This is a genomic window from Shewanella frigidimarina (genome assembly GCF_003797125.1).
GTDB lineage: Bacteria > Pseudomonadota > Gammaproteobacteria > Enterobacterales > Shewanellaceae > Shewanella > Shewanella frigidimarina.
The window spans coordinates 949,822-972,368 of record NZ_RKKE01000003.1; the positions used below are offsets into that span (position 1 = coordinate 949,822).

The window sequence follows — 22,547 nt, forward strand, 5'->3', positions numbered from 1 at the left end:
CGTAGGCTCCAAGACCAGCGCCATCACGCTCCGATAAGCCGTTTATCGTCTAAAATGATATTAATAGTTTGTCGTTTACAAAGTAAGAAATCAGATGAATAGAAAGCAAGAGATGATCAAAAAATTGGCCAAACGTGCCAAGGCTCGCCAAAATAAAGTGGTGCCAGCTAACCCAAGTAACAAGCCTGTAGAGCGTTATATCTCTAAAGCTGAACGTGAGAAAATTGCGTTAGCAGAAGCGGCTGAACAAACGGTTGCCACAGAAGCCAGCACAGAAACAGACAAAGACTAACACCCATTTACAAGGTGTCAGCATCAAAAAGCCCCTACTCTTGGCCTTGACCAAAAATAGGGGCTTTTTATTGTCTGCTCTTAGGGCATTAGCCAGAGATTAAATATCGACCAGAGCATCACGCCTAGATCCCAATCTAATCTAAATCCAATAAGATCTGCACTCAATCACATCTACACAGAATTAAATCTAAAGAGCATCCTGCAGATCAATTGGTTTTGTCGGTGCTTTTGTGACTAGCGGTTTTATCGGTACTCGTGTTATTAGCACCCACTTTTTCAATATCGTCTGTATCGGCGTTATCTTGTTGAGCTAATTGTTTACACAGCGGCTCTTCATCTAATTGGGCCATCTGAGTGCGCCCAGGCATAGGTGAAGGAGCGGCCACCATATCAATGTTGATGGCATCGTCTTCTAGTAGTTGTCGATTAGCACCCGCTGAAAGCATACCTTGGCGGCTAATTTTGTCGACTAATCGATATGCACATAAAATACCTATCACACCAAATATAATTGCCCCAATCACCTGACCAATTAATACTCCAAATACACCGCCCCACTGGGCGCCAAAATACACAAATGGTATGGTGCCTATAGTTGCTTTACCCACATTAAAAAAGGTCGAGTATTTGGCCTTACCTAAATTATTAAATGAGGCGTTAGCAATAAACAAAATGCCCGAAAAGATAAAGAACACCGCGATGTACTGACAGAAAAACAAAATAAGTTCTGCCGCATCGCCTTTCATATCAAAACTACTAATAATGACATTTCGTAACAGATACAGCCCAAGAGACATCATCAACACATAAGCGACACAAAATTGAATCGCTTTGGTTAAACTCAATCGGACACGCTCAATTTCATTGGCTCCAAAGTTTTGACCCACAATCGGCCCAACAGCGCCAGATAGTGCAAAAATCATCCCGAACGATACCGGGATTAAACGCCCTAATACCGCCCAGCCAGCCACATAACTATCACCAAAATCTGCTATTGCACGGGTTACCACCGCATTACCAATTGGGGTTGCCACATTGGTTAACATTGCAGGCGCGGCAATTGAAAAAATAACCCCTAAATCTTGCTTAAACTCATCAAACGAAAAGCGACCTAATAATTTATGTTTTACCACCACACCGCGGGCAGAAATAATGAACACGGCTATACGAGCAAGTACTGATGCGGCCGCCGCCCCTTCAATGCCCATTGATAAGGAGAAAATGAAGATAGGATCGAGTATGGCATTGACACCACCACCGGCTAGCGTCGACATCATCGATAGTTTGGCATCACCCACAGCGCGCAGTGCGCCGCCAAGCGCCATTGCTAAACAAATAAACGGTAAGGATGGCACCAGAATATACAAGTAGCTTTCAGCCAATTCCGCAGTGCGCCCAGTAGCCCCCACTAACGCTAACAATTCTGGAATAAACGCGATGACAACTGCGGCCACCAGCACACTGGTAATTAAGGTCACTATGGCACTGTTTAAAAACAATCTCTTAGCTAACTTGATGTTCTTAGAACCCACGGCTTTTGACACCAAAGCCCCAAGAGCAATGGATAAACCAATACCTATTGATGTGGTAAAAAATGAAATTGTGCTGGCATAACCAGCTGCAGCGGCAAGCTCTACTTCACCAAGCAGGCTTAAAAAGAAAATATCGAGTAAGTCGACCACAAACAGCGCCGAAATACCCACTGCAGCAGTAGAGCTCATCACCAAAATATGGCGTAAAATAGAACCCTCAACAAATTTAGCGGCGGTCATTAGTATCCTTGATTGTCAATAGTAAAAAGCAAACCTCACTCAGGTTTAAGGGCCGTTGCCCTAGAGTTTTTCAAGCTCGCTACCACAATGATTACAATATTCAGCATCTTTATCGTGGCCTTTTTTGCCACAATTGCTGCATTTACGTAAATCACGGGTTCTGACCATTTCATGTGAAATTTCAGCTGTTAAAATACCGGTGGGGATCGCAATAATCGAATAACCAATCAGCATAGTAAGTGCCGCAATCCCCTGGCCCAATGGAGTTTGCGGCGTAATATCTCCGTAGCCAACGGTGGTAATGGTCACAACGGTCCAATACATCGACTTAGGAATGGAAGTAAAGCCATTATTAGGCCCTTCGACCACATACATAACCACACTTAATACCATAATAATCAGACTTACCGAGAAGAAAAACATAAACACTTTTCGACCGGACTGCACCATGGCTTTGAGCAATATTTGGCCATCGCTTAAGTATCGAAGTAACTTTAATACTCTAAACACACGGAATAAACGCAGTACTCTTAACGCTAATGCGACATTGGCACCAGGGAAAATCAACCCTAAATAACTGGGTAAAATTGACACTAAATCCACTACACCAAAAAAACTGCGTGCATAGTGTAACCGATTAAGCGAGCAATAGAGTCTTAATATGTACTCAACGGTAAACAATACTGTAAAGGTCCATTCGGCGATACTAATATAGTCGCCGTAAAGGGAATTAACATATTCTGTGGTATCGATAAAAATCAATATCACACTCAGTACAATACAGACCATAAGGGCAATATCGAAACGTTTTCCAGCTGGGGTTTCGGTACCAAAAATAACACTTCTAAGCTGTTGTTTTATTGGACTGTCGGATTTTTCTTCGATATTCATCTTATTATTCACTGTCTCGGGCAATAAATTGCAAATAAACTCAGTTAACTAATATCAATTAACCCTTGTTGTCGTTAAAATCTAACATTGACTGTCGAGTTTTAACATTCGAAATAGAGTCATTTTACAATAAAAATTAAAAAGGTCATTGGTTTACGGAGATTTCATGCGCGCGTTGTACATATTATTTATCACCTTAATTTTCAGCCCGTCATTGGCGGTCGCTTCTTCAAGCCAAACAACAGCAAAAGTAGATTTAGTTGTTGTCAATAAATCTGAATCTCGCTTATCTGTCATGCGTGATGGAAGAGTGGTTAAAAGTTACCTTATTGCCATGGGCGATGTGCCAAGTGGTCATAAGCTTAAAGAAGGTGATCAACGTACTCCGCAAGGTCGTTATGTATTAGATTATAAAAAATCTGATAGTGCATTTTATAAATCGATTCATATCTCTTATCCCAATGAAGAAGATAAATTACGAGCTGATGCATTAGGCATTAGAGCCGGTGGCATGATTATGATCCACGGTGAAAACCCTCGTTCAACTTTACCGCCAGAAGAAGCACAAAAGTACAACTGGACCAATGGATGTATTGCCGTCACCAATAAAGAAATGGATGAATTGTGGCAAATGATTGATGCTGGTACACCGATTGAAATATGGCCATAAGCTCATTCAATCTCAACCATACCATTTTTGCTTTGTTTCTTGGGTTATTAAATGAATTACCAACATCTACAACATACTTGGGCAGACTTTAGCCAGCGCATTAGCGCGTTTATTCATCGGTTAGGTTTAGAGAACTTAGCATTGGATTGTGATCATGCTGCTTTGCGGGTGAACGATAATCAAACGGCGCAGTTACTCGTCGATGAATTTAGTCAGCACGGCAAAATCATCTCTAATAACATCATCAATGGTCGGCCGATTTTAATCATTAAATTAGCCGAGCCATTAGTTATCGGTGCGATGAAAATTCAGTGTGTTGAGCTGCCCTTTCCATCTGAAAAAGCCTATCCGGTTGAAGGTTGGGAACATATCGAATTAGTGTTTCCATCGCAGGCACAAACCTGTTATGAACTAGTCGCAGAGCTTATCGAAAAAGTGCCACGACTCGCTGATGTTATTGCGGGTAATACTATTGCAAGTAATGCTATTGCAGGTAGTGACGAAAACAATGATATTAAGGTTAAACAAAGTTCGCCAAAAGGCGATAAAGAGCGCCTTGCTAACCCAACTATCGCGTTTAAGGCCAATGGCATTTGCGTTAAAGTACACCCGCACGATATTCAAAAGATTGTTGAGAGTGAACAAATCGGCTAAACGGGTAATTCAATATCACATCGTACAAACATAGGAATGGTATAAGGCTTAGCCAGTATCAAACCTATGTCTGCTTTTTGCTTTGTAGCGCGTTTGGGTCAGTTAATGCTTAACGTTCAATTAATCGCGTCATAAACAAGCTATTAGGATCTAGCTCATAATTCGCAAATGGGCCGCAGTAATCAAATTGATGTCGTTCATACAAACGCCTTGCTGAAGCAAAAAAGTCCATAGACCCCGTCTCCAAGCTCAACCGCTGATAACCACGAGACTTAGCGACGTCCAATATGTGCAGTAACAATGTCGACGCTACACCTTGGTTTCTGGCCATTGCAGCCGTTCGCATAGACTTAATTTCGCCATGGGTTGGCGTTAACTGTTTTATCGCTACGCACCCTAGTACTATGTCACCTTGTTTGGCACACCAAAAAGTAATTGATGGGTGTTTTAAGGCTTCAATATCTAATGCATGAACACTCTCTGGTGGCGACGTTGCATACATGTCAGCCAAATGTGCTTGCAGTAACTCAATCACGCCAGAGCCCTGTAAATCATCAATCATAATATCCATGTACCAAGGCTTCCTGTCGAACTATTACCGTTTATGAAATGCATTGTTATCAAGTAGCTTAATGACCAAATCGTTGCGCTTATGAGCTAAATAATCATCCCTATGACTAAAACCAATAACGACAAATAACAGTAGCAACCACACAAAGTTTTGTTCTACGAGTAAGTCTACTTTTGCAATATATAAAATAGCGCCAATAGTCGCCAAACACATCAGCCATTGGATTAACCAAGTATATGGTTTGGGTCTCAGTTTATCTAAATCAGCACGTAGTTGGTTATTTTTTCCCGTTTCCATTGATTCAACAACATTATCTATTTGGATTTCAATCATTATTACACTTCCATTGTAAAAATTTTCTCAATTAATGTACTTTAATAAAATAAGCTTTTTATTAATACATCATTAAACGTTATTCATTGCAGTAAACTAACTCAGTATAAATTACTTTTATTTTTAATAACATAACGAGTCGTTTCATCAATAAAAGAAAATAAGACATAAGCCACTTATTCGTAAGTGCACCTTTATACCAATAGAGCTAATTTCATCCAAGCAACATCCAATAACATCATGTGCACCAGGGCTGGTCCATAAAACGACCAACATCTATTTAATCAAGTCGACAAAAACGGGTTTTGGAGTGTCACTTACTATCCAATGGGTTTACTCGAGAAACACTAATAGATAAAAACCTTAAAAATGATTAGCGCATATATCGCTCAATTTTAGTGCCGATTAATTTAGCCAATAATGCGCTTAGTTTCTATGTTAATGGTTGTATTTTTTATCGCGTCTTTATCAATATTTAATAATCCAAACAAAAACAGCGTGCCCATCATTACCACAGTGGCAGATAGGTATAAGCCAATATCATAGTTCCCCAGTGCTTCAACAAGATATCCGGTAGACACGGGGGCAATAATTTGTGCTGCACCATAAGCTAAGGTCATTGTGCCCATAAACTTAGCCGGGTTACTCGGGTAAAACTTGCCCGCCATGGTCAAGACTAGGCTGACACATGCGATAAAAGTGCCACCAAACAACAGCGCACTTAATATAACAACAGGTAAACTGTCATTGATTGCAGGAAGAATAATGCCTACGGCTTGTAAGATATAGGCGGCTAATAGCGTTTTTAAGTAACCCACTCGACGGGCGATTTGATCCCATATTAAAGGTGCTGGTGTTGCCGCGACGCCTACCAATAGAAAAGCAACACCTCCTTGCCCTTGTAAACCTTCAACACGTTCGACAATAACAACAATAAAAGTCGAACTGACGGCATAACCATAACCGGCACAGAAATAAGCCAACATCATTAACGATTTAAAGGCTTTGCTTGGTGGATGATCTTTGAAGCCTGCTCCCGCTTTACCACCAACAAAAGGATGTGGCATCCATAACCATGCTGGGATCGAGAATATTGCTGCCATCACCGCTAACGCTAGCCACTGTTGCTGCCAGTCGGCTGACATGGTCAGCATAGCTTCTATTAGTATTGAGGTAACAATGATGCTCAGCCCCGCGCCAGAGAAGTGAATGCCCAATTCTGCACGGTGATTATGGTTAACTAGCCATTTTAATATCAGGCCAGAGGCAATAATAAAGCCTCCTGAGGCGCAGATTCCTGCAATAAAGCGTAATACCGCCCAAGTCACCATATCGGTGGTCATTACCATTGCAGCTGAAGTGACGACACTTAATATAAGGTACAGCCGGTGTAAGTTATATTTGTAGTTAAGATTGTGCATGCTAGCGGCAAGTAACACCCCACACATGTACCCCATAAAATTAGTACTGGCTAACCAACCTCCACCAGATTCAGTTAGGCCTGCACCGTCCTGCATTATCGGTAACAACAAGCTATAGGAAAATCTAGCCACCCCAACCGTGACAATTAAACTACAGATACCAGCAAAATAGACGCGGACTTTTGTTAGCTCTAGTAACATCAAAGTCACTTTTTAAATGAAACCATTAACAAACAATACGTCAATCTGTTAATCTTAAAAATTGAATTATTTAGAACAAACACTTCTTATTAAGAGAACCATATGGAAATATTAATGCTAAAAACGTTTAAAGCCGTTGTTGATGAAGACGGCATTAAAGGTGCTGCTGATAAGTTGCATACGGTTCAGTCCAACATCACCAACCGGATTAAAAAACTCGAGAAAGAACTGGATACTAAGCTATTTACTATCATTGGCCGAAAATTACAGTTAACGCCTAGTGGACAACAGCTTTGCGAGTATGCAGATCAGATTTTACAATTAGAATACCAAGCAACCTCTGCCATTTTGCGCAATAAAGGAACTTACGAATTACGAGTTGGTATGCCAGAAACATTTGCAGCGGTTCATATGCCTATGGCACTCAAAAAACTCAAGTTGAATCACGCTGAAATTAGAACGAAAATTCATACTGACACCAGCGAAAGACTGGTATTTTCGGTGTTGAACAATAAGGTTGACTGCGCTGCGATAGGTAATGCGCCTAAACATGAAAACCTTATTATTATCCCGATTGTGAAAGAAGAACTGATTATGGTGACTCCACGAGACAGTGAACATGATCCGGTTTTGTTTGTACGCGATGAAGGCTGTGGCTATAGAAAACATGCCCTTATTTGGCAACAAAAGGCTGGCCGAGGTAATGATGAACTCATGGTAATGAGCAGTGCTGATGGTGTTTTAGGTTGTATCGCGGCGGGTTTAGGTTACACCATTATTGGCAAAAATATGGTGGCGGGCAGTCGGTATGAAAAGTCTCTGGTTATGACGCCAGTAAGCCATGGTCCAAAACATGTTCAACTATCAATTGTCTATCGTAAAGATAGTCCATTAGAGTCAGGTATATTGACCCTTGCAAAGCTATTAACCAAGTAATTAATTCTGACTATCTAAGTCATTAATATCGGCTTATTAATAACCGTTACGGCCATGGCCTTGCCATATCAATCAGCTAACTATTTATAAAATACAACAATCAACCACATGACCATTTATTCTGACAATCACTCCGATAGAGTCACACCAACAAAGTCATAATGACACCTGGCAGTCATAAAGACATGACTATCAATTGTTATAATGACACCAAACATTTTATAGGCTATCATACTTTTCATATTAATCAGCCACTTAACTAGTTGGCACGCCACCTGCAATAACGAAGTTAACTTTTGAAACTTTATCTTTGAACATTAACTTCTCATTTATTACAGGTGTACATATGACAATTCACATTAAAAATAACATCGATTGGGTTGGACAACGTGACTGGGAAATATTGGACTTCCATGGCACTGAATATAAAACAACTAAAGGAACGAGTTACAATAGTTACCTTATCCGTGAACAAAAAAATGTATTAATCGATACTGTTGACCATCGTTTCAGCCTGCAATTTATTCAAAACCTTGAGATGGAAATTGATCTCGATAAGATTGATTACATCGTCATTAACCATGCAGAAGAAGATCACTCAGGTGCGTTAGCTGCTTTGATGGCTAAAATCCCTAATACGCCAATTTATTGTACCGAAAATGCTATCGACTCCATTACTGGCTTACACCACCATACCGAGTGGATTTTTAATATCGTTAAAACCGGCGATACTCTTGATATTGGTAATGGCAAGCAGTTGGTGTTTATTGAAACCCCAATGTTGCATTGGCCAGACAGTATGATGACCTATTTAACGGGAGATGCTGTGCTCTTTAGTAATGATGCGTTCGGTCAGCATTATTGTGATGAGCATTTATTTAATGATGAAGTAGACCAAATTGAATTAATGGATCAGTGTTTACGTTATTACTCCAATATTCTAACCCCGTTTAGCTCACTGGTTACCGCTAAAATTAACGAAGTGCTAAGTTTTAACCTGCCTGTAGACATGATTGCTACTGCCCATGGCGTGGTGTGGCGCGACAACCCAACCCAGATTATTCATCAATATCTGCAATGGGCAGATAATTATCAAGAAGACAGAATCACCATTTTTTACGACTCAATGTCTAATAACACCCGTATGATGGCCGATGCCATTGCCCAAGGGATCCACGACGTTGACCCTGTGGTGTCAGTTAAAGTGTTTAATGTGGCCCGCCATGATAAAAATGACATCTTAGCTAACGTGTTCCGCTCTAAAGGTATTTTGGTGGGTTCATCAACCATGAACAATGTCATGATGCCAAAAGTTGCGGGCATGTTAGAAGAGATCACAGGCTTGCGCTTTAAAGATAAAAAAGCCGGTGCATTTGGAAGTTATGGTTGGAACGGCGGCGCGGTTGACCGTATTCACACCCGTCTTACGGATGCCGGATTTGAAACCATTGTCGGCTTAAAAGCAAAATGGCGACCTGATGGTAAAGCGATGCGCGAATGCCGTGAGCATGGTCGCCAGATAGCCAAAAGCTGGGCATGGCATGATTTAAGTAATGTAAAATCCATTTCACCTGCATCGCTAGCTAAGAGCGCTCAAGCCACTGTAACCACTAAGCCAACACCAGCGGTTCAAACAACGCAAGCAATCAAACCGACATGTACAACAGCGACAGCAATGAGTGATTCACAAAATATGCTCTGCACTGTGTGTAATTGGGTATATGAGCCAGTATTGGGTGAGCCTAATCAAGAAGTAGAACCAGGAACACCGTGGAGCGAAGTACCAGACTTTTTCCTTTGCCCAGATTGTGGCCTTGGCAAAGATGTATTTGTCCCTATTGCTGAGAGGAAAGCATCATGAGTGCACCTGTCATTATCATTGGTAGCGGCTTTGGCTCATATCAACTTATCAAGACCATTAGACGCACAGATAAGCACTTACCAATAACCGTTTTTACCCTTGATGAAGGCCACGATTATAATAAACCAGATTTGAGCCATGTATTTAGTAACAAGCAAAACAGTGCTGATTTAATCCGTCTGAGTGCACAAGAATTTGCCAGCGAGAATAATATTACTCTGCATGCTTTTACCAAGGTTGATTGTATTGATAGCGTTCAACAACAAGTGTTTGTTAATGGCGTTGCTTATCCATATGCAAAACTGGTGTTAGCGACGGGAGCAAAAACCTTTGTACCCCCTATGCTTGGCAATGCTACTGACAGTGTTATTACCTTAAACAGTTTACGTGAGTTTGATAGCGCGCAGTTGCAACTACAAAATGCACAGACGGTTCTAGTGATTGGTGCAGGCATTATCGGCACTGAAATAGCGATGGATCTTAACCATAGTGGTAAAAAAGTCGTGGTAGTTGACCCAAGCCACGGCGTGATGGCGAGTATGTTGCCAGAGTTAGTCGCCAGTGCTTTACAAAAGAAAATGGTTAATATGGGCGTGGTGTTTGAGTTTGGCCGTACGATTAGTTCGCTAAATAAAACTGAATTAGGTATTTGTGCCACACTCAGCTCTGACCAAACATATACCGTGGATTGTGTTATTTCAGCCGCAGGCTTAAAGGCTAATGTTGGCTTAGCACGTCAATCTGGCTGTAAAGTGAATAACGGTTTAGTGGTTAATAATCAGCTGCAAACCTCAGTGAATAACATTTACGCCTTAGGCGATTGCGCCGAAATAAACGGCAAGGTGATGTCCTACTTACAGCCAATTTTGTTAAGTGCCAATGCATTAGCAAAAACCTTACTCGGCCAACCAACAGATTTGAAGTTACCGGCGATGTTAGTCAAAGTTAAAACGCCGCACATGCCTATCCAATTAGGCGGTAGCACCGTAACCGATGTCGCCTCTTGGCAGGTGGATATTGATGCTCTGGGTTGTTCAGTAAAAGCCTACAACGAGCAAAAACAGATTATCGGTTTTGTAGTAACAGAAGGACACATGAACAATACCTTCCCGCTACTCAGAGCCTTACCAGCAAGTCTTTAGTATTTTATCGAGTAGGCTTTACTCATAAAGCCTACTCATCAATCAACTTAATCTGGATTTGGGATAAGGGATGAACTTATGCTATTAAAAATCAGCATGTTACCCTCCTCACTTTCAAGCTTGTCATTTGTTATGCTAACAAGGCTAATTGACGCGTCAATAGCTAGCCTATTGTAAGTCGATTCAACGCAGTTAGCAGGGCAAAGGACTGTTTGAAAGGCGTTTATTATCCCGAGTTCAGGTTATTTAGGAGAACATTATGTCTCATCAACGTATCCCAGCAAATTGGACTATTCAGCGGTCTACGCCATTTTTCACTAAAGACAATGTGCCAGATGCATTGCTGAGTCACCACAATACCGCCGATGGAGTATTTGGGCAGTTATGTGTAATGGAAGGTGTAGTGACATATTTTGGTTTTGCTAACAGCGAAGCAACTGAGCCAGAAGTGAAAGTGGTGATTAATGCCGGACAGTTTGCAACCAGCCCACCTGAATACTGGCACCGTATTGAATTAAGCCCTGATGCCCAGTTCAATATTAATTTCTGGTCTGAAAAAGATAAAACCGGCCAAGCGATGTTTAATAAGAAATAACTTATTGAAGGTGTGGCAGATAAAGCTGTTGTAGATAAAACGCTTGTAATGAGATACATATCAAGCTACTGATATAGAAGTTTAATCAACGGCTTAATTAACGATAAGATCATAATGTATTATGCTCTTATCGTTTTAGTTTGCGTAAAACACACATCAAATTGTTAAAGTTTATTTTATTCGAATTGAAAAACGACTGTGAATCAATTTTCATACTGTTGTGCTTTCCAACCGCATCAATCAATTTATCTTGAGCAAACCCATGCAGTCTTTATGACTTTTAATACAATTTTAATCAATTAATAGCCATCATCAAAACAATCATCGTTAACTTTCGCCTAACCTAAATTGCGCTAACAAAGGATAATGGTCCGAGCTTTGGGTTGTAATCACCTCGGATGACTCTAAGGTTAGTCCCCGATAATAAAGGTGATCAATAGGATAACCCATCACTGTTGTACGTTTGTCATCTTCAGGGATGACCGCTATTAAGCCTAATTGATTTGTCATCAGAGTTAACATCGTCAGCCTAGCTTGGCGCCAAGTATTTAAATCACCACCGAAAATAATCGGTCCTTTATGAGCACTCAACGCTGGCAGTAGCTGCTGTAACTGCACAGCATAACTGTCTAGAGCATACTCAAAGTTAATACTGTGCAGGTTAGCCACCAGCAGAGTTTCACCATTCGATAAGGGGAAGTAACTTAACAAACTCGACTTGGGAAACTGTATTAGGGGTTCGGCTGTCAAATAACCGCAACTTTCACTCGCCGCAACCTGAGATAAACTCATTACTCCAAGTGGTATATGGTCCTGGCTAAATGCTTGCACCATTGCCAATTGTTGGTGATTTTGTTGACGCCATAACTGAAATTCGTCAGATAACTTCACCTCTTGCAGCAACAATAATTGATTTTTTTCAGCTAACCGACTGAGCAGCGTTTGCCAGCCAGCATTTTGCTGCTTATAGACATTCCAGCTCGCGACTGCCAATTGGCCATCAGCATCCAATTTAGCGATAGGTGTAGCAGCAACACATTGAGCAGCAAACGACTCTTGTTCATTATTAATCACTTGAGGTTCTGTCGCTAAATGCACAAATTTTGGCGCAACCACAACTGTCGTCATCAACAACATGACGATAACCAGACTTCCCCATCGAGCAAGCCCAAGCAATTTACGCTTTGGCTGTAAGGTCGATGTTGGCTTTGAGCGAAAAATACCGATGGATAAATACCTCTATTAGTTTTGGGTGTGCTATCTAAAATTGTTGCTAGAAATTGGTTAACTGTAGCTTTAGCCTTAGCTCCTTAGCTCCTTAGCTCCTTAGCTCCTTAGCGTTAGTAACTTTTAGTAACTCTAGCTTTACTAACATTTGACTGATTAACGCTTGGTTCGTTCAAGTTAGATGAATTAATTAACATCTGCGTCTTTATAATAAAACAAACTGTTTGATATACCCAGCCGTACAGACGGATGACAGTAGACAATACTGATTGAAAACCTGATATGATAAGTGCATGTTTTTCTACATGATTGATACATTGGCGAGCTATGGTTGAGCTTTATAAAATATTAACGATAATCAGCGTATTAGCTTATTGGCTGCTCATTGCAGGTATCACCACACGTATTGTCTATAAACGACGATCTATTGGTGTTTCCTTAGCTTGGATGATGCTTATTTATGTTGTCCCCATCTTAGGGATTTTACTTTATTTTCTCGTTGGCGAGATGAATCTTGGCAAAACCCGCGCCGTGAGATCTAAAGAAATGTACGGTCCCTATCGAGAATGGTTTCGGCGGCTGTTTGCCATTCAGCAATATCGCCCTCATAACTTAAGTGATTACGCGACTCCCATTAGCCATTTGTGTGAAAAACGCCTTGGTATTCCTACGTTAGCCAATAATCAACTGACACTAAAATCGTCTACAGAAACAATATTAACAACCCTGATTGAAGACATACAACAAGCGCAAACCTCAATTCATTTAGAGTTCTATATTTGGTATCCAGGCGGACTTGCAGACCAAGTTGCCGAAGCACTTATACAGGCAGCTCAACATGATGTGGCAGTGAGAATATTATTAGACGCTGCAGGAAGTCGAACCTTTTTTAACAGTAAATGGCCAAAACTAATGCGTAAAGCAGGTATACAGCTGGTTTCCGCACTGTCTGTTTCTCTTGTGCGTATGCTCTTCCGCCGTTTAGATCTCCGCCTTCATCGAAAAATAGTCGTGATAGACAACCAAATCGGTTATACCGGCTCAATGAATCTAGTCGACCCCAAATGTTTTAATCAAAGCGCCGGTGTTGGTGAGTGGATAGATGTTATGGTGAGGATTACTGGCTCCAGTGTGCCAGTGCTTAACTGTATTCTCGTGTGGGATTGGGAAACAGAAACAGACCAAAGAATGTTACCCGAACCGCCAAAATGCCTTCCGCAAAAAGAAGAGCCATCTGACATGGTTCAAGTGATACCTTCAGGACCTGGTATGCCTGAGGATATGATCCAGCAAGTTTTATTGCTCAGTATTTATCAAGCAAAACACAGCATCACCATCACTAGCCCTTATTTTGTCCCCAGTGAAAACCTACTGTTTGCATTAACTGCAGCGGCATTACGTGGCGTGGAGGTGAATTTAATCATACCCGACAAAAACGACTCAATGATGGTGGAATGGGCCAGCAGATCTTTCTTTGGTGAGTTACTGAATGCAGGTGTCAATATACATCGTTTTCGCGGTGGTTTACTGCACACAAAGTCAGTAGTCATTGACCTGCACCATAGTCTAATCGGCACTGTTAATCTTGATATGCGCAGCCTATGGCTTAACTTTGAAGTGACTCTTTCTGTTGAAAATTTAGAATTCACTCAATCGCTTAGTGAAGTCCAACATCAATATATGGCTAATTCGATAAAAATGGATGCGCGCCAGTGGCGTAAAAGACCGTTGGTTAAACGATTAGTCGAGCAGTTTTTTTACTTATTTAGCCCTCTACTTTAATGGTAAAGTAAAAAGCAATGCGGCTGAGTTAAGCCACTAAGTACCCAGCAAATTCCGGTTGATCAGCTGCTATTTTTCAGTAAATATTATGTCTCCATAATACGTTTCTGCATCTTTACCACTGTTGTCGGTATCGGTCATAATCGCAATCATATCGATGTATTGATACGCTTTGCGGTTAGCTTTTTGACTGCCTTTATCCCCAAATGTTTCAATCAAATCTTGGTACACATTGCGTTTTTCTTCATACCACAGACCTTGTTGCGATTGTTGCCCTCGCACAGACATCATTTTAACACTTGAACCAGCAAAAGCGTTGTTCCAAACCAAGCCTTTGTCTTGATTACTCGACCAAACATAGTTTAATGATTTGGTGTTCCACACCATAAAACCACCATCAATCACTACGTAAACTCGCGCCACAAAGTCATCACCTGTTTTACTTTGCTCATCTAACTGCGACAACGTCTGTTCAACTAACCAACTCCAGTTTAGATAAGGCGTTGCAATGAGGTCAATTTGCTTTTCTAGCACCAGTCCTGATGCAGAATGATGACTGAGTGCTTTTAATGCTAGGCGCCCTTTATAGTCTTCAACGCTGTAAATTGATTCACCAGAGAATACTTTAGAAGCCCAACTCTCAATCCCGTTATCACTCAATAAAGTCACATTGGTTGCAGCTTGCACGTTCACACAAACAGCTACGCTATAAAGAAATATAATCCATCGCAACATATGCACTTCCTATCCCCCTACTCACTTATATAACACCGAGTTCACCCGCTAGAATGAGCTAAACTGAGTGATCTATTTTACTCATTAATCATCATGGTAATTAATGCAGCATGACATAGAGCATGTACCATCAATAGATAATTTCATTTTAATGTTAAATCACGTAAACTACGCGCTGTTTTTTAAGTCTCTTTTTAGGTAAATCATGATCCGTTTAAACCAAGTAAAATTGCCTCTCGACCATAATGAAGATGCGCTGCAACAACTCGTCTTGCAAAGGCTCTCTATCTCAGCGGATCAGCTGGTTGATATACATGTGTTTAAGCGTGGCTACGATGCCCGTAAAAAGAATTTAATTTCGTTAATTTATACATTAGATGTGACATTAGCCAACGTAGACGAAGCCGCGTTATTGGCATCACTTGCTGACGACCATAATATCCGCGTGTCGCCAGATACCGACTATAAATATGTCGCTACTGCACCAGAAGGCTTAACGGAACGTCCATTGGTGATAGGCATGGGACCATGCGGCTTATTTGTTGGGCTTATGTTGGCACAAATGGGCTTTAAACCGATTATTTTAGAGCGTGGAAAATCTGTCCACGAACGCGCTAAAGATACCTTCCGCTTTTGGCGTACCAGTGAGTTAAACACTGAATCAAACGTACAATTTGGTGAAGGTGGCGCTGGTACATTCTCGGATGGAAAGTTATATAGCCAAGTTAAAGATCCCGGATTTAAAGGCTTAAAAGTCAAACAAGAATTTGTCGCTGCGGGTGCACCAGCTGAAATCATTTATGTTAGTAAACCACACATAGGTACCTTTAAGTTGGTCACCATGGTGGAAAAAATGCGCCGCGAAATAATCCGTTTAGGCGGTGAAATTCGCTTTGAAACCCGTGTTGATGAAATCAATATTACTGACCGTCAAGTGACAGGTGTCACTCTGAGAAATGGTGAAGTACTGCATTCTAAACATGTCATTGCTGCGATTGGTCACAGTGCCCGTGATACTTTCCAAATGTTACATGATAAAGGCGTGTATATGCAGGCGCAGTCATTTTCGATTGGCTTTCGTATTGAACACAAGCAAGAGATGATTGATAAAGATCGCTTTGGCATTAACGCTGGTCACCCAATGTTAGGTGCAGCAGATTATAAGTTAGTCCACCATTGCAAAAGTGGTCGCAGTGTTTACAGCTTTTGTATGTGCCCAGGTGGTGTGGTTGTGGCGGCAACGTCTGAAGAACATGCGGTAGTGACTAATGGCATGAGCCAATATTCTCGTAGTGAACGTAATGCCAACAGTGCCATAGTGGTTGGCATTGATCCAAGTGATTTTGACAACGATCCACTTCAAGGTATTGCGCTACAACGAAAATTGGAACGCCACGCCTATATTATGGGAGGCAGCAATTACGATGCTCCAGCGCAAATGGTCGGCGACTTTTTAGCTGCAGGCGTTGGGAAACCGTTTGAAAACGTTGAGCCGTCTTATAAACCTAACGTAAAAATGACCGATTTAAGCGATGCATTACCGCAATTCGCTATCGATGCTATTCGTGAAGCCATTCCTGCATTTGGTAAGAAAATTCGTGGTTTTGACAGTAAAGATGCCATGTTAACCGGCGTTGAAACTCGTACCTCTTCACCGGTACAAATTAAACGTGGTGCCGATTTCCAAAGCATTAACACCAAAGGTTTATATCCTGCGGGTGAAGGTGCCGGTTATGCTGGCGGGATTTTATCGGCGGGTATTGACGGTATCAGTATTGCAGAAGCCGTTGCATTAGACATGATTAAAGAAATGACAAACAGTTAAATCCATCTTTAATAAACAGAGCAGTCATATTTGAATGCTCTGTTTATTGCTTCATCGCAACAATAACATTAGATTTACTGTCAAATTCAGAGCGATTCATGATGAGGTTTTCTATTAGATACTCAGAGATGGAAATACAATACTTAATCCCTTTTATTAACACGCCTTACCATTTGCTATACAACGTCTCGGTCTGATGGATGGTTTACCCCATCACTCGTTTGTACATCACCTAAATCAAATGGATTAACACCATCTAAACAAGCTATGTTAAAACCGTATTCAGTCGGGTTTGATCGACGTTGATGATGAGTATAAATACCACAATGAGAACAGAAATAATGTTTTGCCGTATTGGTGTTAAATTGATAAAGCGTTAACACATCTTGACCTTTTACCACCCTAATCCCGTCAAGTTTTACAGACCCAACAATCGCGCCTTTTCTACGACAAATTGAACAATCACAACGTCGTGGATTTTCGATACCATTGGGTAAAGTGAGTTCGAGTTCAACGGCGCCACAATGACATGTTGCTTTGTGCTTTAACTGAATAACGGTATTACCCACTTGCTTGATCATGACCAGAGTCCTTTGTGATGTTGACGATAAACATTTAGTCGTTCGATATAAGTTTGTCGCTTAAAATGAGAAAACGTTTAAACATAATCAGTTTAGTGAGGCAAATAGCGTTGACCTTGTGGTGCGTGAAGTGCAAGTTATCAAGCGAATAGCATTACGATTGAATAAAGGGTTCCGGTTCAATTGTCGTACCGAAACCCTAACATATTGCTTAGCACTATTTTGCCGCTTTCTCTGCAGCCAGTACTGTCGCCATTGGCGGTACAATCGAGACGGGATCTAAACGCATTTGGAACCAGTTTAGGCGCCAATCTAAATGCGGGCCAGTCACTCGACCAGTGGCACCAATGGCAGCGACCTTATCACCCTGCACAACTTTATCACCAACCTTTAAATACAGTTTACTCAGGTGTAAGAAGGTAGAGCTAACACCATAACCGTGGTCGATAATCACTGTGCCACCAGAATAAAACATATCTGGCTCAGCTAATGTAATAACACCATCTGCTGGCGCAACCACTACCGTGCCTGTTGGACGCGCAACGTCAACACCAAAATGCGGATTACCAGGTACGTCGTTGTAAACCCGCTGGCTGCCATAAACCCCTGAAATTCTGCCAGTAACCGGCCAAATAAATGTTTGCATAAATGCCTGTTGTTGACTAAATAAGTCTCTGGCAGCGCGAGTCTGTTTGGCGTCTTTAGCCGCTCTGGCTTGGGCAACTGGATCCGGTTTCATTATTTTTTGGCTGATGCCTGTGACCCGATCAATTTTGTATTGTCTTGCGGCTATTGTTAACGGCTTAATTTCTGTTAATCCGTCTGGATAAATGACTTTAAACACTTGTTCTGGCTTAGCGTCTCTATCAAATCCAATGGCAAACTGACCATTTGGGGTGACCTTTACCGATTGGCCATTAAGTAATACTTTACTGCCGACCGGCACTGCGCCACGCACTAATGCACCTTGTTCAAACTGGCCTTGAAATGCCACAGCGGCAATCGCACTAGCACTTAAGCCACAAAAGCCACAAAAGCTGACCACCAGCATTGCAACTGTAGATATCGATTTTAAAACGGTATTTTTTAATAACATAATCGAAACGCATTCCTTGTTAATAGCGACAAAAAACATAAAAAAAGGGCCACCTTTAGGCAGCCCATTAATAATACTTGATTAACCTCTTACCGCAATGGCCCCTTTGCCAATACCTTCGTAAGCAATAACTTTAAAATGACTTTCAGGCGCTTGACTTGCCAATGTCTTTGCCATGTATTCAGCTAGCATCTCAACCGTGGTGTCGTGAGGAATTAAGTCACAACAATGCTTAGGCATCGCTAATTGAAAATCACCTTGAGGCGCAACATAGTGAAAACCAAAATGAGTTTCGTCGCTGATTTTAGTCTGCTTCGACAATTCTAGAGTTTTCACTGACGCTAAGTCTTCTTCAGTGCCGAGGTAAATATCATGCCAACGTTCTGCCCAGTATTGGTCCCATTTCGGCTCTGCAATACCATTTTCAAATACGGTTACCGGGCTACGATGACCATGCGCAATACGCTGACAGTTACCGTCATGTTTACGTAATCCATGGCTGTAATGGTAAAATGGGGTATCGAGCACTTCGCTGCGCAATGTGAGGCTGATGCCTTGGACATTTTCAGGTAACACTTCACGTAAGGCTTTCTTCAAAAAGTCATTAACGCTTTGGTAGTCAATCACTTCTGTAGGAATAAGCGCAAATGCTTGTGAAGGACATGCTAAATGTATGTCGCCTTTTTCACTACTAAAATCCATCCAAACTCGGTCGCCCTTTTGCTGCCAGCGCACTTCGCTACAAGCAGTAGGGATTAACAAGCGATGATCGGCTACATCATCAATGGTGTTTTTGATGATGCGTTTAACCTTACCAAAGTCGAGCACCATATTTTGCTCATCTAGGCCGCCATCTAATAGCACATCGACAATCCAGCTTTCACCAACCATGCCACGAACAGGACAAAGGTAAGAGAAATCGATAACAGTTAAATCTTTTACAAACAGTTGCATTAATGCTCCTAGGCAGAAAAACAGTCCACCTCAGTATAAATGTATTCCTAACGGCGCATGCCAGTGGAAGGTCTATCTTACGTGATAGGAATTTATCCGACTATCAACTCTTAGTCTAACATTCACGGGTTAATGGCCACGCTCTGTTAGCGATGAGTAATAACGCGCCAGTATATTTAATACCAGCACAAGACCACGTTGATACCCGAAATGATATCAACGACATTCTAAACAAAAGCCATGCTATGAGCGAGCAAACATCGTAGATAAATGGAATAAATCAATAAATCCGCTTCAATGCGCCTGAATTGGATAATTATCTTGCTTGAGGAAACGGCAACAACGATATGCTGAGCATTTTATAAAACGCTTAGAAAAGGATTAACGTGTTTACTTGAAAGGTAAACGATATTAATAGTGTTAAGGCCAAATTATGACGGTTCCTGGTAACCACCAATAAATACTGCGACCAACGTAATGGTCAGAAAAACCTGACAGCACAGCAGTAATAATAAAATTAGTGACGGCATAAAACTATTCCTTGTTAATCCATACAGCTAGGAGCATTAGGTATAGTGATGTTAACAATCAAAAGCGCAAAAACAGTGCAGATTTAGTGGAGTTTTGCCGAAACTAAAGCAGATCAGTAATACACATTAATCGCCAGCTACTAAGCTTACCCATTTTATTAGGATGTTTATTAAACGGCTTTAAAACGTAAAAATAGACTTACCAATAAAATGCAGCACTACTCTACCTTATAACCCACACCGTAAATGGAGTGCAGCAACTCCTTTTGTTGGCTGGCTTGGGTTAACTTATGACGTAGATTCTTCACATGACTGTCAATGGTACGCGAACTAACAATACGATCGTCGACATAACACACCTGCATGAGGCTATCTCGAGAGTGCACTACGCCTGGCCGTTTTAGCAGCGTATGCAGTAGTCTAAATTCAACTGGGGTTAATTCTACGTCTTGTTGGTCGACCTGACATTTAAAACGTTCGATATTGATTTGTAGATGCTTATAACGAATAACCTGCTCGCTTTGACTGCCGTGAGTATTTTCGACTCGCCTTAAAATCGTTTTTACCCGAGCAACAACTTCCCTAGCCGAAAATGGCTTACACACATAATCGTCTGCGCCGATATCTAAGCCCATTAAACGGTCAATTTCATCTACTCGCGCTGTTAACATTAATACTGGCAACATTGAAAATTGCCTCAACTCACGACAAATGGTTAATCCGTCTTTATAGGGCAACATCAAATCTAGAATCATAAAATCAATTTGTTGAGACTTAATCGTTTCAATCACATCACGACCATCGTGTTGTACCAAGGTGTTAAAACCTTCGAGGGTTAAAAAGTCGACTAAAATCTGCGCTATTTTAGGCTCGTCTTCTACCACTAATATAGTCAATGGTTGTTGATGAACATGTCCACTCATAGTCATTCCCTGTGCATAGGTAATTGTACTTCAATACAAAGCCCACCCAATGGTGATGGGATGGCTTTAATGGTGCCATCATGCGCTTCGACAATATTCTTACAGATGGTTAAACCAAGACCAGCACCACTACCACGACGTGTGCGGGCACTGTCTTGGCGGTATAATGGCTCAAACAAGTGTTCACACTCTTCAATGCTGGCACTGGGCTTAGTATCATTGATGGTTAATATTACTGTTTTAGCTTGTTGTGATAATCTTACATCGATTACCCCAGGACTGTCTGTGTAAGCCATAGAATTCATTAGTAAATTAATAAATAGCTGTTCAAGACGAAGTACATCGGCAGATAAATACACCTCAGGCTGGAACTGACTTTGTAGTGTTAGGCCTTTCTCTTCTAGGCTGGTAGCCATACTATTAAGCGTGCTCTGTAATGACTCACTGACGTTCACTCGTTGGAAATGATAACGTAAGCCACCAACATCAGATAAAGACAGTTCATACAAATCATCGACTAAGTGCTTCATACGCAGCACTTCTTGTTCAAGCGAGTTAAGCTGAGTGCTATCGAACGTTCTGATCCCTGCTTTAATCGCATCAATCTCACCACATAAAATACTCAATGGCGTGCGCAGTTCATGAGAAATATCAGCTAACCAACGATTTTTAGCGCTGCGGTTTTTCGATAGCGTCATGGCGAGATGATCAATATTGGCCATTAATTGCCCCAACTCATCTGCACGCTGAGGTGATAAACGTTCATCATAATTACCTTGAGATAAATACGATACACCCAGCATAACTTGTTTGACTGGGATCAGTAGAAAACGTGATAACCACCAAGCAATTGCACTTGCAAGCAGTAAACACAATAAACCGATCCCGACACTGGTCCAACGTTGTTGCTGTGAAAATGCGGTAGCTGAAGACGATTCAACTTCACGAATAGGGCTACTGTATAAATAGCCCACAATATGTTCATTGAATAACAAGGTTAAGCTAATCCGATTATCCACATTGCCAATATCAACGCCGCTAATAAACTGTTGTTCAGCAGAATATAACCCCGTCGGTGGACCAGAAGGTGGTGAAAATGGTGGCCGTTGCCTTGGAGGACCTAAACGTCGATCAGGTCCCATTGGAGGCCGATTATCACCTGCAGGTCTTGGCGGTCTTGCCCCGTCGCCGGGTCTATTTCTTTTTGGAAATGGAGCGTGAAGCGAAATGGCTTGTGTTAATGTTGCTTGATTAATCGATTGCCACACTCGTGTAGATTGTTGATCTGTCATTACTGATGGAGCGGTTTGCGCTTCAGGATTAGCAGCATAAAGTGTCAACAGCTCATCCGATAAATGCTGTAAACGCTCTTGTTCTAATCCGTTGATATAGTCTAAAAAACCTTGGTCAAAACTCCACCTCGCTAACGATAACGTGGCGATAAGTACAATACTGGTTAGGCCAACGAAGGCCAAGAAAAGCTTTTGAGATATTTGCATAAAATACATTATAACCAGCTATATAAGCACAAACTAGTCGCGATAAATAACTGA

At 41.4% G+C, this 22,547-nt stretch carries 21 protein-coding genes; 9 read left to right on the forward strand and 12 right to left on the reverse strand.

The genetic code is table 11. The features are described from left to right. Nucleotides 1-94 precede the first annotated feature (94 nt). Nucleotides 95-292, forward strand: coding sequence for a DUF2986 domain-containing protein (locus EGC86_RS13545; protein WP_011637061.1), 198 nt, complete (start codon nucleotides 95-97; stop codon nucleotides 290-292). Nucleotides 293-500: 208 nt separating this feature from the next. Here EGC86_RS13545 and EGC86_RS13550 read toward each other — a convergent pair whose 3' ends face one another. Continuing rightward, on the reverse strand, nucleotides 501-2,066 hold the full coding sequence (locus EGC86_RS13550; protein ID WP_123777890.1) for an MATE family efflux transporter: 1,566 nt from the start codon (nucleotides 2,064-2,066) through the stop codon (nucleotides 501-503). Nucleotides 2,067-2,126: 60 nt separating this feature from the next. Further along, the gene (locus EGC86_RS13555; protein WP_123777891.1) at nucleotides 2,127-2,957 is read right to left on the reverse strand and encodes an ion transporter; all 831 of its coding nucleotides are present in this window, start codon (nucleotides 2,955-2,957) and stop codon (nucleotides 2,127-2,129) included. 166 nt (nucleotides 2,958-3,123) lie between these two features. On the opposite strand from EGC86_RS13555, the gene EGC86_RS13560 reads away from it, so the two are divergent. Then, the gene (locus EGC86_RS13560; protein ID WP_123777892.1) at nucleotides 3,124-3,627 is read left to right on the forward strand and encodes a L,D-transpeptidase family protein; all 504 of its coding nucleotides are present in this window, start codon (nucleotides 3,124-3,126) and stop codon (nucleotides 3,625-3,627) included. A gap of 51 nt (nucleotides 3,628-3,678) precedes the next feature. Continuing rightward, nucleotides 3,679-4,281 (forward strand): VOC family protein, encoded by a 603-nt coding sequence (locus EGC86_RS13565; RefSeq protein WP_123777893.1) that lies wholly within the window; start codon nucleotides 3,679-3,681, stop codon nucleotides 4,279-4,281. A 109-nt stretch (nucleotides 4,282-4,390) separates the two neighbouring features. Here the strand turns inward: EGC86_RS13565 and EGC86_RS13570 are convergent, their stop codons facing one another. The 3 genes from EGC86_RS13570 to EGC86_RS13580 form a co-directional block, all read right to left on the reverse strand. Beyond that, nucleotides 4,391-4,852, reverse strand: a complete 462-nt coding sequence (locus EGC86_RS13570; RefSeq protein WP_123777894.1) for a GNAT family N-acetyltransferase — start codon at nucleotides 4,850-4,852, stop codon at nucleotides 4,391-4,393. Between the two features lie 24 nt (nucleotides 4,853-4,876). Next, nucleotides 4,877-5,185, reverse strand: a complete 309-nt coding sequence (locus tag EGC86_RS13575) for a hypothetical protein (RefSeq protein ID WP_123777895.1) — start codon at nucleotides 5,183-5,185, stop codon at nucleotides 4,877-4,879. A gap of 410 nt (nucleotides 5,186-5,595) precedes the next feature. Next, nucleotides 5,596-6,807, reverse strand: a complete 1,212-nt coding sequence (locus EGC86_RS13580; RefSeq protein WP_123777896.1) for a YbfB/YjiJ family MFS transporter — start codon at nucleotides 6,805-6,807, stop codon at nucleotides 5,596-5,598. A 114-nt stretch (nucleotides 6,808-6,921) separates the two neighbouring features. Here EGC86_RS13580 and EGC86_RS13585 point away from each other — a divergent pair, with 114 nt between their 5' ends. From EGC86_RS13585 to EGC86_RS13600, 4 genes are all read left to right on the forward strand, one after another. Beyond that, nucleotides 6,922-7,743, forward strand: a complete 822-nt coding sequence (locus EGC86_RS13585; RefSeq protein ID WP_245423154.1) for a LysR family transcriptional regulator — start codon at nucleotides 6,922-6,924, stop codon at nucleotides 7,741-7,743. A gap of 346 nt (nucleotides 7,744-8,089) precedes the next feature. Beyond that, on the forward strand, nucleotides 8,090-9,604 hold the full coding sequence (gene norV / locus EGC86_RS13590; RefSeq protein WP_123777898.1) for an anaerobic nitric oxide reductase flavorubredoxin: 1,515 nt from the start codon (nucleotides 8,090-8,092) through the stop codon (nucleotides 9,602-9,604). Further along, a complete protein-coding gene (gene norW, locus EGC86_RS13595; RefSeq protein ID WP_123777899.1) occupies nucleotides 9,601-10,746 on the forward strand; it encodes an NADH:flavorubredoxin reductase NorW in 1,146 nt (381 codons plus the stop codon). Before norV ends, norW begins: the two co-directional genes overlap by 4 nt. 259 nt (nucleotides 10,747-11,005) lie before the next feature. Further along, nucleotides 11,006-11,341: a TehB family protein gene (locus tag EGC86_RS13600; protein WP_123777900.1), complete on the forward strand. Its 336-nt coding sequence runs from the start codon at nucleotides 11,006-11,008 to the stop codon at nucleotides 11,339-11,341. A 327-nt stretch (nucleotides 11,342-11,668) separates the two neighbouring features. Here EGC86_RS13600 and EGC86_RS13605 read toward each other — a convergent pair whose 3' ends face one another. Then, the gene (locus tag EGC86_RS13605; protein WP_123777901.1) at nucleotides 11,669-12,478 is read right to left on the reverse strand and encodes an endonuclease/exonuclease/phosphatase family protein; all 810 of its coding nucleotides are present in this window, start codon (nucleotides 12,476-12,478) and stop codon (nucleotides 11,669-11,671) included. A gap of 417 nt (nucleotides 12,479-12,895) precedes the next feature. Here EGC86_RS13605 and cls point away from each other — a divergent pair, with 417 nt between their 5' ends. Continuing rightward, nucleotides 12,896-14,350, forward strand: a complete 1,455-nt coding sequence (gene cls, locus EGC86_RS13610; RefSeq protein ID WP_123777902.1) for a cardiolipin synthase — start codon at nucleotides 12,896-12,898, stop codon at nucleotides 14,348-14,350. Nucleotides 14,351-14,419: 69 nt separating this feature from the next. Here the strand turns inward: cls and EGC86_RS13615 are convergent, their stop codons facing one another. Beyond that, nucleotides 14,420-15,085, reverse strand: a complete 666-nt coding sequence (locus EGC86_RS13615) for a DUF3047 domain-containing protein (protein WP_123777903.1) — start codon at nucleotides 15,083-15,085, stop codon at nucleotides 14,420-14,422. A 205-nt stretch (nucleotides 15,086-15,290) separates the two neighbouring features. On the opposite strand from EGC86_RS13615, the gene EGC86_RS13620 reads away from it, so the two are divergent. Then, complete coding sequence (locus EGC86_RS13620) at nucleotides 15,291-16,910, forward strand: NAD(P)/FAD-dependent oxidoreductase (protein ID WP_011637046.1); 1,620 nt, start codon at nucleotides 15,291-15,293, stop codon at nucleotides 16,908-16,910. Nucleotides 16,911-17,086: 176 nt separating this feature from the next. Here EGC86_RS13620 and EGC86_RS13625 read toward each other — a convergent pair whose 3' ends face one another. The 5 genes from EGC86_RS13625 to EGC86_RS13645 form a co-directional block, all read right to left on the reverse strand. Next, nucleotides 17,087-17,491: a GFA family protein gene (locus EGC86_RS13625; RefSeq protein ID WP_123777904.1), complete on the reverse strand. Its 405-nt coding sequence runs from the start codon at nucleotides 17,489-17,491 to the stop codon at nucleotides 17,087-17,089. Nucleotides 17,492-17,708: 217 nt separating this feature from the next. Further along, nucleotides 17,709-18,542 carry a M23 family metallopeptidase gene (locus tag EGC86_RS13630; RefSeq protein ID WP_245423161.1) on the reverse strand — a complete coding sequence of 278 codons (834 nt, stop codon included), beginning with the start codon at nucleotides 18,540-18,542 and terminating at the stop codon, nucleotides 17,709-17,711. Between the two features lie 126 nt (nucleotides 18,543-18,668). Further along, the gene (locus EGC86_RS13635) at nucleotides 18,669-19,541 is read right to left on the reverse strand and encodes a 6-carboxytetrahydropterin synthase (RefSeq protein WP_123777906.1); all 873 of its coding nucleotides are present in this window, start codon (nucleotides 19,539-19,541) and stop codon (nucleotides 18,669-18,671) included. A gap of 748 nt (nucleotides 19,542-20,289) precedes the next feature. Further along, entirely contained in the window at nucleotides 20,290-20,994 is a 705-nt protein-coding gene (locus EGC86_RS13640; protein ID WP_059745107.1) for a response regulator, read from the reverse strand. Nucleotides 20,995-20,996: 2 nt separating this feature from the next. Continuing rightward, complete coding sequence (locus tag EGC86_RS13645) at nucleotides 20,997-22,493, reverse strand: ATP-binding protein (protein WP_165872412.1); 1,497 nt, start codon at nucleotides 22,491-22,493, stop codon at nucleotides 20,997-20,999. Between the last annotated feature and the right edge of the window lie 54 nt (nucleotides 22,494-22,547).

Bases quoted from the DNA above. Each gene is read 5' to 3' on its own strand.
- EGC86_RS13640 (WP_059745107.1), bottom strand. From the start codon at position 20,994: ATGAGTGGACATGTTCATCAACAACCATTGACTATATTAGTGGTAGAA.
- EGC86_RS13605 (WP_123777901.1), bottom strand. From the start codon at position 12,478: ATGTTGTTGATGACGACAGTTGTGGTTGCGCCAAAATTTGTGCATTTA.
- EGC86_RS13615 (WP_123777903.1), bottom strand. From the start codon at position 15,085: ATGTTGCGATGGATTATATTTCTTTATAGCGTAGCTGTTTGTGTGAAC.
- norV (WP_123777898.1), top strand. From the start codon at position 8,090: ATGACAATTCACATTAAAAATAACATCGATTGGGTTGGACAACGTGAC.
- EGC86_RS13580 (WP_123777896.1), bottom strand. From the start codon at position 6,807: ATGTTACTAGAGCTAACAAAAGTCCGCGTCTATTTTGCTGGTATCTGT.
- EGC86_RS13570 (WP_123777894.1), bottom strand. From the start codon at position 4,852: ATGGATATTATGATTGATGATTTACAGGGCTCTGGCGTGATTGAGTTA.
- cls (WP_123777902.1), top strand. From the start codon at position 12,896: ATGGTTGAGCTTTATAAAATATTAACGATAATCAGCGTATTAGCTTAT.
- EGC86_RS13600 (WP_123777900.1), top strand. From the start codon at position 11,006: ATGTCTCATCAACGTATCCCAGCAAATTGGACTATTCAGCGGTCTACG.
- EGC86_RS13565 (WP_123777893.1), top strand. From the start codon at position 3,679: ATGAATTACCAACATCTACAACATACTTGGGCAGACTTTAGCCAGCGC.
- EGC86_RS13635 (WP_123777906.1), bottom strand. From the start codon at position 19,541: ATGCAACTGTTTGTAAAAGATTTAACTGTTATCGATTTCTCTTACCTT.
- EGC86_RS13630 (WP_245423161.1), bottom strand. From the start codon at position 18,542: ATGCTGGTGGTCAGCTTTTGTGGCTTTTGTGGCTTAAGTGCTAGTGCG.
- EGC86_RS13575 (WP_123777895.1), bottom strand. From the start codon at position 5,185: ATGATTGAAATCCAAATAGATAATGTTGTTGAATCAATGGAAACGGGA.
- norW (WP_123777899.1), top strand. From the start codon at position 9,601: ATGAGTGCACCTGTCATTATCATTGGTAGCGGCTTTGGCTCATATCAA.
- EGC86_RS13560 (WP_123777892.1), top strand. From the start codon at position 3,124: ATGCGCGCGTTGTACATATTATTTATCACCTTAATTTTCAGCCCGTCA.
- EGC86_RS13545 (WP_011637061.1), top strand. From the start codon at position 95: ATGAATAGAAAGCAAGAGATGATCAAAAAATTGGCCAAACGTGCCAAG.
- EGC86_RS13645 (WP_165872412.1), bottom strand. From the start codon at position 22,493: ATGCAAATATCTCAAAAGCTTTTCTTGGCCTTCGTTGGCCTAACCAGT.
- EGC86_RS13620 (WP_011637046.1), top strand. From the start codon at position 15,291: ATGATCCGTTTAAACCAAGTAAAATTGCCTCTCGACCATAATGAAGAT.
- EGC86_RS13555 (WP_123777891.1), bottom strand. From the start codon at position 2,957: ATGAATATCGAAGAAAAATCCGACAGTCCAATAAAACAACAGCTTAGA.
- EGC86_RS13550 (WP_123777890.1), bottom strand. From the start codon at position 2,066: ATGACCGCCGCTAAATTTGTTGAGGGTTCTATTTTACGCCATATTTTG.
- EGC86_RS13585 (WP_245423154.1), top strand. From the start codon at position 6,922: ATGCTAAAAACGTTTAAAGCCGTTGTTGATGAAGACGGCATTAAAGGT.
- EGC86_RS13625 (WP_123777904.1), bottom strand. From the start codon at position 17,491: ATGATCAAGCAAGTGGGTAATACCGTTATTCAGTTAAAGCACAAAGCA.